This is a genomic window from Paenibacillus sp. GYB004 (assembly GCF_036577605.1).
Classification (GTDB): Bacteria; Bacillota; Bacilli; order Paenibacillales; family NBRC-103111; genus Paenibacillus_AB; species Paenibacillus_AB oceani.
Genome location: NZ_JARBDB010000065.1, coordinates 24,866 through 36,639, shown reverse-complemented (window position 1 = coordinate 36,639; position 11,774 = coordinate 24,866). Strand labels below are relative to the sequence as shown.

6 protein-coding genes are annotated in these 11,774 nt (G+C 60.3%); 2 read left to right on the top strand and 4 right to left on the bottom strand.

Annotation, left to right across the window (positions count from 1 at the left end; all coding sequences use genetic code 11):
• Positions 1-3,168: a stalk domain-containing protein gene (locus PV433_RS29155; protein WP_332075654.1), complete on the bottom strand. Its 3,168-nt coding sequence runs from the start codon at positions 3,166-3,168 to the stop codon at positions 1-3.
• A 267-nt stretch (positions 3,169-3,435) separates the two neighbouring features.
• Here PV433_RS29155 and PV433_RS29150 point away from each other — a divergent pair, with 267 nt between their 5' ends.
• Both PV433_RS29150 and PV433_RS29145 read left to right on the top strand, forming a co-directional pair.
• A complete protein-coding gene (locus PV433_RS29150; protein ID WP_190930620.1) occupies positions 3,436-3,822 on the top strand; it encodes a DUF4280 domain-containing protein in 387 nt (128 codons plus the stop codon).
• Positions 3,823-3,847: 25 nt separating this feature from the next.
• A complete protein-coding gene (locus PV433_RS29145) occupies positions 3,848-5,521 on the top strand; it encodes a hypothetical protein (RefSeq protein WP_332075512.1) in 1,674 nt (557 codons plus the stop codon).
• Positions 5,522-5,638: 117 nt separating this feature from the next.
• Here PV433_RS29145 and PV433_RS29140 read toward each other — a convergent pair whose 3' ends face one another.
• From PV433_RS29140 to PV433_RS29130, 3 genes are read right to left on the bottom strand one after another with little or no spacing between them, the layout of a single operon-like run.
• On the bottom strand, positions 5,639-7,321 hold the full coding sequence (locus PV433_RS29140) for a hypothetical protein (RefSeq protein ID WP_332075511.1): 1,683 nt from the start codon (positions 7,319-7,321) through the stop codon (positions 5,639-5,641).
• A 20-nt stretch (positions 7,322-7,341) separates the two neighbouring features.
• A complete protein-coding gene (locus tag PV433_RS29135) occupies positions 7,342-9,447 on the bottom strand; it encodes a phage tail protein (RefSeq protein ID WP_332075510.1) in 2,106 nt (701 codons plus the stop codon).
• Between the two features lie 54 nt (positions 9,448-9,501).
• A complete protein-coding gene (locus tag PV433_RS29130; protein WP_332075509.1) occupies positions 9,502-11,739 on the bottom strand; it encodes a putative baseplate assembly protein in 2,238 nt (745 codons plus the stop codon).
• Positions 11,740-11,774 lie beyond the last annotated feature (35 nt).

Here is an 11,774-nt window from a genome sequence, read left to right as displayed (position 1 = left end):
TTACTCGTGCAGCTCGATCGTGAACGCGGCGGCGTTCCAGACGACCTCAAGTCCGATCGCCTCGGCCAATAGGCGAAGCGGGACGTACGTCCGTTCCGCGATCAGAAGCGGGGCCGTATCCAGCGCAACCGGCACGCCGTTCACATAAGCCGTCCCGCTGCCGATCATAAGCTGGGCCGTTCCGTATTCCGTACTGACGGTAGCGGTTTGCGTATCGCCGTTCCATTCGACCGCCGCGTCTAACGATTCGGATACGGCGCGAAGCGGAATGAACGCCTGGCCGTCCAGCACAACCGGAGGCACGTCCAGCTTTAAAGGGATCGTGGGCGATATCAGGTTTTGCACCGGCAGCGGCAGCGCGCGGCTTCCCGGCTCGCTTGCGATCTGTTCCGCCACGGCTCCGAGAGCCTGCAGCTCCGCTTCCGTGTAAGATTCGATTTGCAGCGCTTTGATCCGTTCAAGCAGCTCTGCCGTCAGCCCGCCCAGTTCCGCGGCGATCGCCGGTTGAATATCCGCGGCTGCGCCGTCCGGCGCCTGTTCCGTGGCCATCCATTCATCGAGCAGCCCGGACAAGCCATCGATCCTTGCAAAGAGCAGCTCTTTCTCCAATTGCCGCGCCGCAGCTTCGACCGCAGACAGCGTGCGGACGGCCGATTCGAGCCGCTCCGTCTCGCCGGCTGCTTCCGCCGACTTCTTGTCCGCCATGATGGCCGACTTGGCCTTCGCTAGCACCTCGAGACCCTCTGTTATGCCGCCGGACTGATCGGCCGCAGCGCCAAGCAGTTCCACAAGCGTCTTCATCGCTTGCAGCGCTTCGTCCTTGTCCCCGGCCGCGGCGGCTGCAAGCATGGCGGCTTTCGCGTCTTCCGCCTGCGCCTCGAGCAGTTCGGGGCTTTGCGGCTCCGTGCCGCTTCCCGGTTCCGCTTCAGGCGCCGCCAGCTTGGCCATGATCGCCTCGGGATTGTTGACCAGCGACAGATGACGCAGAGCTTCCGCCGTCTCGCCTTTCTTGAGCGCTTCCAGCATCGCGGATCTTGTTTTGGCATCTTCGAGCTGGGTCGACAGTCCCGCAAGCATATCCAGCTTGCCTGCGGCAGTGGCCGCTTCCTGCTCCGCCTCCAATTGCTTGATCTGCGCGGCGAGAACGGCGATCTCCTGATCCAGCTCGTCCGGGGTCAGGAGCGATTTCAGTTCGCCCTTGCCGGGCACCTCCATCGTGACGCGTAGGGCGTCGACCTCATCCGGCGATAAAGCCGCTTTCCCTGCCGGATCGTTCAGCGATTCCGCGCCGGTCACCCGGTCCATGCCGAACCAGGCTGTCCCGTCGGGACTGTAAAACAGTCCTTGTCCGGACGGCTTCACCGTAGAAGACGCCGCCTGGTAAATTTCCGGCGTAAGCGCGTCCAGCGCCACCTTAACCGTCCCGATAATGACCGCCGCTGCGGCGGATTCGGATTCGGCTTCGCCGACAGGCGCAGACGGGGCCGGCCGGGCTGCCTCGACCCGAAATGTTCCCTGTGAAGATCCGCCTTCCAGCCTCGCTTCCCCGATCGTCTCCGTACCTGCGAACAAGACGATTTTGACCTGGGCAGGATCGGCGACATGCAGATTCAGAACGCGAACCGGTTTGCCGGCCGGGGTTCTGCCGGCGATCGGCTTTCCTTTGGAATCGAACAACGCATAATCGGTAGCTTTCAGCTTTTTGTCCGGGCTCACCGTAAATTCGCTCAGCAGCTCGCCGACCGCCGGCTTTAAAGTCCATTTGCCGGAGAAGGGCTTGTCCGGAGGCGGCTTAGCCTCTCCTAATCCGTCGTCGATCGTCTCGTAAGGGAGAATACCCGGCCGGTACGTCCGCACCAGCGCTCCCCCGGCAGCGGCGTTGAGCTTGCCGACTGCGTTCAGGTAGGCGATCTGTGACGTCAGGAGAGCCGCTTCCGTCTGCTCGAATGCTTCTCTCGCTTCCGTCCGTTGCTCCGAAGCCGCCAGTCCGAGCCGGATCATCGACTCGGTCTTCTCTTGGGCTTCCAACGCCGTATCGCGCGCCCGGAGCGCTTCGGCATACGATTCTTCCGCGCCCTTCGCATCCAGATACGACTGCCTGACGGCCGTTATGACGGCGCTCCTGCTCTCTTTCTCCTTCAACTCCGCCGCTTGCTGCTCCATCGTCGCCAGCGGCAAGCCGTTGCGGAGATCGTCCAGATAACGCAAGCCGTCGAATTCGCCCTGAAACAGCTGCTTCGGAATCGGGAGGACGATCCACACATACCCTTCCCAATCGCTGCGCACCTGGTCCAGCAGCGACTCGTAGCTGGCCGTAAACAGGTCCATATCGACGGGCTGACCCGCATACATCCGGTCGAACACTTTCATGCGCGCCGCACCGAATTTGGCAGCGTACAGATGACGTGTCGCGCTCAGCTTCTCGTCTGCGAGACGACGATTGTGCATATCCTGAATCAAGCCGATATTCGTCTTCAGCGCCTCCGCAATATATCCCGGCAAGGCGTTTTGCGACAGGTCCGCATACAGCGGCTCGAAGGTCATCGCAAAGGGCAGTTCCGTCCGTTCCCCGAGCTTCTCTCCGAACGCCAGCCGGGAGCCCTTGGCTACAAGCTGCGCCTGCTTATATGCCGAAGCCGCCCGGGCAAGTGCATCCTCCGCCGTTTCCTTGTCCGGCTGCTTGGCCAGCCCGTACCTCAGCCGCTGCTGGACCGCTTCGAGCGCCTTCCCGGCCTCGTCCCACCGCTGCCGCGCCTTCTGCTCCGCCTGCATGTCCTGATAGACTTGCAGATACGTGCTCTCCGTCTCGAATCGCACCTCGAGCGCCTGCTGCCTCAGCTTCTCGCGTCCCACTTCCAGCTGCATGCGGGCTTGCGGCACCTTCATCCGGATTTGAAGCTGCTGGCTTATATTTTTCGGCTTCGCAAACAAGCCGGCAGCTTTCTCCTCTTCGCTTTTTTGCGCGTAATGCGCCTGCTCGAGCTCCGCTTCCTTCAGCCTGACTTCGCTTCGCGCGTCGCGGAGCTGCGGACTGCGCTTAAGCGCCAGGTCGACCGCCTCGGTCATCGTCAGCGATCTCAGCTCCGCTCCCGCCACTCCGGGAGAAACCGCCATCGGAGCGGCGATCGCGAGCAGTAGAGCCAGTCCGAGCTTCATTCGGCTTGCCATGTTCACAGTGAGGCTCTCCTTTTACTGATTGGATACATCCCGATTCACCGCTATAGTGAAAAAGTCCCTGCCGTGCTGCAACTGCGTTTTTTGGCCCCCATCCGGGCCTGACCCCGGTACTTCAAGCCGTTCCCGGAAATTTAGTTCCTCCGGAAGTCGATTCTTGTACCTGGAATATATTGCTGGCCGATGGTTTTTCTAGTACTATGAAACTAATTATATCATCTCTTCATCTATATAGGTGAACAAGATTGGAAGAATGTGATAATGGGAAACGTTGTTTGCGGAGGGGCCATGCTGCAGTGCAGCTTCGGTGCCGCCCCCAGTTCTTTGATGGTGCTGCCAGCGAATCGGGTGATCACTTCGATGCCGATCGCGAACATTATGGACAACAAACCGATGCTGAACATCTTGCCTTTCGGGATGTGCCAATCCATGGCGAATCCGGCGGTCGCGGCCGCTACGGCGGCCAAGTTCGGAACGTTAACTCCGGTTCCGTGCGTCCCGGTCACCGCCGCGCCGTGGGCGCCCGGTTGTCCGACGGTGCAGATCGGCAATATGCCGGCGCTGAATAATACGTCCAAGTGCATGTGCAATTGGGGAGGCGTCATTCAGATCGTCCAGCCCGGTCAGATGACCATTCAAGTACCATGATATTATGCGTTAGGAAGTGAACTCGTTGGCTTTAAATACCAAGACGCTTGAAAATGTGTTCAGACCGATTTTGAATCCGCTGGTCTACAAAGTGCTGAGGCCGCTCCGGGAGGCCAAAAAGCTTCCGGGCATCCTGATCAAGAAGTTCCAGGCCGCCGTCAAAGGAATAATCGGGACGAGAGAAACGTCTCTGAAAAACTACGTAGCGGTCGGTTCTTATTACGTATCAAAACGTCTTCTCGTCGTCGCAGTCCTGATCGTACTGGTTCTCTCGTACTTCCTGTTTATTAAACCGCCCGCCCTCGTAAACAAATGGTTCAACCGGGTCCCGGTCGTTATCGAGAACAGCCCCAAAGCGATGACGGTATCCGGCCAAGCGAAAGTTGTCGACCAGGCCAAGCAGCCCCGTTATACGGGCGGCCTCGAAGGCGGTCTCTACATGGGAAGCGGCAAGCTGTACAGCGAGACGGGAAGCCTGCTGTACGAAGGCGAATTCGACAAAGGCCTGAAGCAAGGAGGCGGCTCCTTGTACGACGGGCAAGGAAAGCTGCTCTACAAAGGCCAGTTCGCTGCCGACCAGTACAACGGTCCCGGGACGCTGTTCCAAGTCGACCGCAAGATCCGGTACACCGGCGAATTCCAGAACGGCAAGTTCGGCGGCGCGGGCAAATTGTACGCCGATAACGGCTCTTTGCTCTATGAAGGGCTGTTCCTCGAGAACATGTACCATGGAGCGGGCAAGCTGTTCGGACAGAACGGCCAGATCCGCTACGAAGGCGAATTTGCCGCCGGCGAATTCAACGGAACCGGCAAGCAGTACGATGAATTAGGGCGGCTCGTCTACGAAGGAGCGTTTAAAGGCGGACGCTACTCCGGAGAAGGCGCCGAGTACAACCCGGCCACAGGCTTGGTCAAGTACAAAGGCCAGTTCGCCGCCGGAGCTTACGCCGGTTCCGGCGAGCTATCGGACGACAACGGCGTTGTCCGGCTGAAAGGAACGTTCCGGGGCGGCCTGTTGACGGGAACGGGCGAAGCGTATGACGCCTCAGGCAAACCGCTTTACAAAGGCGATTTTGTCGACGGGCTGTACGACGGTGTCGGGACACTGCTGGATTCGGCTGGAACCCCGGTGCTGAAGTCGTTTTTCGAGCAAGGCCGGATCAGCCTCCAATCGTTTATCGGCCTGCCCAGCAAAAAGATCGAAGAGCTACTCGGCAAGCCGGGAGAAGTCGCGCTGCTGGATCAGGTTCAGCCGCTGGACATGACCGCGGCCGGGAACGCTTCGGCTGGCACCGCCGGTACGGATCGCGCAAGCGCGGCTGCCGGCGCAGGCGCCGCAGTCTCTACGGCAGCGGCCGACACCGCCAGTCTCAAGTTCCAACTGCATTATCCGGATTACCAGATGTCTTTTCTTGCCGCTCCCTCCAAGTCCAATCCGAAGGAAGCCGTTGTCTCCGAAGTATCGGTATGGGGCAGCAAGCCGCTCTCGGTGCTCCAGCCGGGAATCGAGACGTTTAACGGCTCGGAGAAGACGAATGCAGAAGGCTATACCGTGCTGGAGCTTCGCGCGTCCGCTCCTGGCGGAATGACGGTCAACCGGTATTACCGCGGCGACTACTTGTATGAGCTCACCTTCAACAAAGGCGAGAGCGCTGCGTTCCAGCTCGATATTTCGGCGATCGAACGGGCGAAGCGATAACAAGCCGCCCGTTTCTGCAAGCAAGAGGCTGTCTCCCGCGAGGGGACAGCCTCTTCACTTGTCTTATCGGACCTCCCGGTCCGCGGACGGGCCGTGGGAGCAGCCTGTTCCTACGGCTTACTCCGGCTTGTTCTCCAGGCTGACGGCCGCCTCGGACAACGTGACGATCCCCGGGTTGCCCTTCGTTTCCGCCTCGGCAGCCCCCTCGCCCTCGCCCGTTGTGCTGCGGTACGCCCACCAGCGCACTCGTACGGTCCGCGCCTCGGCTACTTGGCGAAGCTTGATGCCGATCCGGAACGTTCCCTTCTGCGGGTAAGCGACGATACCGGTCTGGATATCCGGCAGTTCGGCTTCGAATTCGCTCCCCGTAAATACGTCCGCCGCCCCGAAATAAGCGCGCTGGCCGCTGTTCAGCATATCCGATACCGCGTCGTACGTCCGTTCCTCGATATTCGTCACGATATACACATCCCCAGGGCCGTAACCGTGCTCGATTTCTTGGGATACGAAGCTTTTGACCGCCTTGCCGAACGACAGAGCCGACTTGGCAAACGGCGAAATCGGGATATCAACGAAGCCGCTGCGCAGCTCCTCCGTGCCGGACAGCGGAGCGGCCGGCTCCGTCTTCTTCGCCGCTTCCGGTGTTTCCTTATCCCGCTCGGCGCTCCGCATCGCTTCGCGGACAAGAGCCGGCGAAAGCTCAGGCATGCTGTCCGGCCCCGCCGGAACGCTCCGGTTACGTCTTGCTTCCGCCAAGGTAAGACGGTACGCCGCCGAAGGATTATAGACGAACTCGCCGAACGGAACCTGCTCCACCCGTTCGATCACATAAGTCGGTCCCATTTGCAGCAAGCCGATTTTGGCCAAATAAATACACGGATCGGACGAGGATTCCAGCGACACTTCCAGCGGCTGCTTCAGGAAATCGTCCATCAGCTGCTCTTCGACCGAGCCGTGCATAATATGGACGACTCCCGTTTCTCTGGACATCCCGTCGATCCGCTTATCACCTACGCGCAGTACGGCCGATCCGGGGATAACGCCGATCTGGGCTTTCCCGGAGCCGACAGCATCCGCACACAGCTCGATTTGAAATTCATATTCGGTCTCCTGGGCGTCCGAAGGCTCGGCAAACCGGACGGTGCTGCCGCCGGGAGCGGCGAGCCTTTCCGTAGCCAGCTCGTATTCCAGCTCAACCTTACCGGCTTGCAGCGTCTTCTCGATCCGGATCATCGCGTGGAACGTCTGCCCAGGGTTCACATATTTCGGCGTAATCTGCAGCACCCGCACCTGGGAGTTCTGATAGAGGACGACCGTCTGTTCCGTCAGGCCGGACATCGGCAGCTCGGACGGGTCCGGAGCCTCCTCCCGGATAAACAGCCGGTAACTTTCCAGCATCCGGTTGTACTCGCTCACTTCATCGGAACGAACCGTCGAGTTGGCGATCGAATGGACCGGCTCCTTGCCCTTCTCGTCGTAAGAGATGCACAGGTAGACGTTTTTGGCGTATTCGTTATTCGTAAAGCCGTCCATCATAGACAGCTTCAGTGTAACCGGAGCAGGTACAACAATCTCCCGCCCGAGCGCATCGATCGCCGCCCCCATCTCAACCGATACGGATTTGTCGTCCACGGCGATCACTTGCATCCCCGTAATGACGCCGCTGCCGAACAACAGCCGGTTCATCATGCGCCGCTTATCGTTGAAATATTTTTGCTCCGATTCGAAGTCCCGGACCGTCAGAAGCTTGCCGTAAAAATACCGGTTCCTTTCGAACGGGTAATACCGCGATTTTTTCATTGGGGTCCCTTCCCTTCGGTTTATTCCAAGCCCGAGTCCAGTTCCAGGCGGGTATGGATGTCGATCCTCTTATCCCGGTCCACATCGATAAGCACCGTGCCGTGCGGCATGGACGATTGCCGGTCGAGCGTAAGCAGCGTCGGCTCCGACAGCACCGTGTTGATTCCGATGTACGTATGCATATCCGCATGCATCCACGGCTGCAGGATGACGAGTCTGCCTTCCGCGTATGCCGGCTGCTGATCCTCGATAATGTTCTCGACCATCATCCGCTGCTTGTCGCTGCGCACGCATTCCGGCGGCAGCATCACGCAGAAGCAGTACGGATTGTCGCCGTACAACCGGGTGAACATCTGCCGCAGCTCGGACGACTCCTGCATATGCTTCAGCTGGTGCTGCTCCACGATGAAAGGCTCCACTCCCGTATAAATATGCAGCATCTGCGACAAACCTTGCCTCGTTCCGCGTAATTTATACAGCTCGGGCGCCCGCTTCATCAGCGTCCGCAGCTTCGGTTCGTCCCAGTTCTCGGCGATATCAAGAGCCAGCCAGCGGCTGAGCCAGGTCAAGTACGGACCGGCGACTCCGTCCGGATCGAACGTGGAGCTGATCTTGTCGATCTTCTCTTCCATTTCCGCGAAAAACGTGCCGAACAAGGCGAGAAACCGTTCCAAAAACTTGGAACCGCCCGGATCTTCCTGATAGATGGACGGCAGGTGGACGATCGGAGACTGTCTCGGAAAATGAACGCGCAGCTTGCTGACAACCGGGGCCGTCCGTTCGCTGCCGGCGAGCTCGAGACGGTACCACAAGTACCTGCCTTTGGCGTTCATCAGCAAGGCGTCCCGCGGATTGACGATCGGCTCCGACCATAAGTGGCGCGAAGCTTTCCATTTGCGCGCCAGAGGGATGTCCGGATTGCCAAAATACTCGCTGTAATCGACGACTTCGCCTTCCAGTACGCCGTACCGCTCGTCCGTGGCAAAGCAGGAAAAGCGGATTTGCGTTTCTTCCGGAATATCGGCCAGCAGCTCGATTTTGTGCCACTCGGTCTCTTCCTCCACACTGTCCAGCTCTCCCGACACGTACCACGCTTCCGGCAAGCCCGTATCCGCCAGCGTCATCGTCCGCGATTGCAGCTCGAGGAGAGTGATGACGCCCTTCTCCCGGTCGAGCGCGTAGATCCGGTTTTTGCGGTCATGGAGCAGCTTATCGACCCGGGAGCGGTAACCGGATACTTTTGCCGTACATTCCCCGGAAGCCGCGTATTGGAAAATAAACCGCTCGTCCTCCGAAGAACCGTCACGACTTCCGTCTCCTACATACACGGCGCCTTCGGCATCTACGGCCACCCCGGCCGGCGTACCGGTCTGAACGGTCCGGGTAACCGCGGGGTCTTCCCCGTACCGGCCGAACCGCGTGACCGCCTTGCGGACCGAATCCAGCAGCACCGGCTCGCCCTCGCCTGCACTCGCGAGAGAAAACCGGCCGCACAGGTCGCGAACCGAAGCGGCGCTGTCCAGCCGCATCGTTTCGTGTTCGAATACGCGGACGACTTCTCCCGAAGAATTCCACTGCAGGACGGCGATGCGGCTCCCGGCCGGCACCTCCGCGCTGTCAGGCGCGTCGCCTGCGGGATCGAGCGGAACGACCGTGTACAGATGGCGCCCTTTGTCGGCTGCCGCCGCAAGCGGGTACAGTTCGATTCCGTTCCAGCGCCGGGCCGTCCATAACAGCTGGCCGTTGGACGGCGCTACGGAGCTGATCCGGTTATCTCCGCCGGGGTCGGCCATGTACAGGCAGTCACCCTCTGCCGCAAGATAGGACCGGTTCGTAAACAGCTGGTGCCCCGGCGAAAACAACGGCTCCGTATGGCGGTTCTCGTAGTCGTGCACCCAAATTCCCGCCCGGGTGTCGAGCACGTACAGCTTGCTGCCCGGACCTAAGGCGAAATCGGCCACTTCGTCCGCACCGTCGATCTCGTACGAATGTACCGATTTGTACACCGAATATTTGTCCGTCCGCTCGATGGAAATTCCCGAGCTGCGAACGCTCATATTGGCCATCCGGCCGTTGTGCCAGTCCGCCGGTTTGTTGAATGAGAAAAACCGTGCCGCCCGCCGCATGCGGTCCCCCCCTGTCTGAAGCTTAAGCAAGCCGCTGCACCTGGCGCGCCGGTTCTACAAGTCCGACACGCCGATCAGCTCAATCTCATGCTTTCCTGAATAAACGAGCCCGTATGGAGGAAGATGGATGTCGCCCCCTCCGTCCTTGCGCACCGCAGTCCCTTCGGCGTCAAGCCACAGATCCTGCACGTAGACGACACCCTTCAGCCTGCTTACCGCCCCGTATACGTCACCCTTATACACCGTCCGGCCGAACCGCCAGCCTTCGCCGTCGCCATGCCCCATCGGGCGGAGAAGACGTCCCAGCTCGTTTACGATAAACGCGGGGTTGTCTTTGCAGGAAGGCTCGACCACGACGACCGCATGTACGGTGACCTGAATATACTCGGCCGGGATGACATGCAGTTCCGTCGTGAGCAGTCGGTGCCGGTCCAAGTGGCGGCGGACCGTCTCCAGAAACCCCGGGCCGGCCCGCGGCTTCTCGCTCTCGCTGTAAGGGACGACGACGACCGTCATATGCGCGGCCGCTTTCTCCCGCGGATAATCTCTCATGTCCGGCTTATACAGCGGAATCGCCTTAACTCTGGCGACGCGCAGTCCCGGCGTTTCTTTGGCGATCGCCTCGTAGTCTTCAACCGTCACGGCTCTTGTCGGCCTGTTCAGCTCATGCATCACCCGAAGCTTGGCGTTCTCCAGCGTCTCCTCCTCGGTGCCGCCGGAGGCTGCGGCCGGATTGGTCACTTCGATGCCGGCCCATTCCGGATGTCGGGCGGCGAACGAATCGATCATGCCCTTCTTGACGTTCCCCCGCTGCCCGCCGCCGGACTGCAAAGCGGCAAACCGGATGTTCGGTACGCCCGACTTGGCCGGGATGGCGCCTTGCTCATTGTTGCCGAATCGGATCAGCCCTTCGGCCCGATCGTATATGTAGTGCCGGTCCGTCGACCGGGAATTGTCAAAGTCGTCAACCTGGCTCCAGTCCTCCCACGTCAGTTGTCCCGAGACACTATCGCGGGAGGCGACCTGCAGTTGCATGCCTGGACTTCGGAACGTGCCCGAACGGGAAATGTCGAACTCCTGATCCGGCAATCCGTTGCTCGCTCCGACCCACAGCCGGTCTTCCGCAGCCGGATCGAAGGCGATCAGACGAATCCGGTTCTGGCCGGCCGGCGGGACCGCTCCTTGGCGGCCGTCTCCGAAATCGATCCGGAGCGAACCGGCGGAAGAGTCTTTCGACAGGACGCAGCACTCGTCATCCGCACGGCAATTCTCCAAATCTTCCACCGTTCTCCATTCCCGCCAGTCGCCTTGCTTTTCCCGAACTTGCACGACGACACGCCCGGTCCAAGCCAAATACCGGGCGGTCTCGCAGCTTTGTCCGGCTTCTCCGTCCGAGTCGAAATGGACGGTCTCGCTGAAGGTCCGGACCTGTTCGGCCCGAACCGCATTGATGCACAGGCTCTCCAGCTTCGGAGAAAGCTCGTACCCTTCCCGCTCCAGGACACAGACGAGCCAGTACCGCTTCTTATCGTCCGCGGGATACATGGCTCTCGGACTCATCCGGGACGTCAGCCGGAACGTCAGTCTGCCGGACTGCGACAGACTCGCCGTCGTGTCGCCGATCGTCTGCACCGGAACCCAGCCGTCTCCAGTCTCACCGCCCGCGTATTTCCACGATACCGCAGCGGACGGGATCGGCGGCGGCTCATGGTCCGCACCGCCTCGCCCGACCGCTACCGGGTACCGGTCCGACAGCCTTACCGACAGCTCGATATCGGTGTCCGGAGGCAGCTCGCGGTCGAAGCCGACGAACAGCCGGCTGCCTTGACGCGCTTCCGCCCCGAACGCATAAAAGGCGATGCCCGTCTTCAAGTTCGCCGTAAAATCGCCAGCCGCCGTATCGGTCCTCACCATCACTTTCTCGAGAACGGCCGGGATCAGCCGGAGCGCCTCAAGCGTCTCGTACGACTGATCGAACGCTTGCAGCGGCGTCCCTCCGGGAATCGTGAGAGGCTGACACGCACCGGAAAAGGTCACCTCGCATGAGGCGGAGGCAGCCAGACGCGGCTTTACTCCAAGCAGCTTCAAAAACTTGAGCTCGCTTCTCGCCGTAATCCGGTTTAAATAATACTGCTGCATTTCCGTCATCCACGCCATCAGCTCGAGCATCGTCAGCCCCGGATCGTGGGCGTTCTCGTCCGTCCACTCGGGAAATAGTTTCGGTATCGCCTCGCGCGCTTCCCGAACCATTTGCTCGAACATGCGATCGTCCAAATTGGGCAACGGCAGCATCGTCTATCTCCTCGCTCTCCGGCCTTCAGGCCTTG

Excerpts from the sequence above, each read along its gene's own strand:
- PV433_RS29150 (WP_190930620.1), top strand. The coding sequence starts at position 3,436 with ATGGGAAACGTTGTTTGCGGAGGGGCCATGCTGCAGTGCAGCTTCGGT.
- PV433_RS29135 (WP_332075510.1), bottom strand. The coding sequence starts at position 9,447 with ATGCGGCGGGCGGCACGGTTTTTCTCATTCAACAAACCGGCGGACTGG.
- PV433_RS29130 (WP_332075509.1), bottom strand. The coding sequence starts at position 11,739 with ATGCTGCCGTTGCCCAATTTGGACGATCGCATGTTCGAGCAAATGGTT.
- PV433_RS29140 (WP_332075511.1), bottom strand. The coding sequence starts at position 7,321 with ATGAAAAAATCGCGGTATTACCCGTTCGAAAGGAACCGGTATTTTTAC.
- PV433_RS29155 (WP_332075654.1), bottom strand. The coding sequence starts at position 3,168 with ATGGCAAGCCGAATGAAGCTCGGACTGGCTCTACTGCTCGCGATCGCC.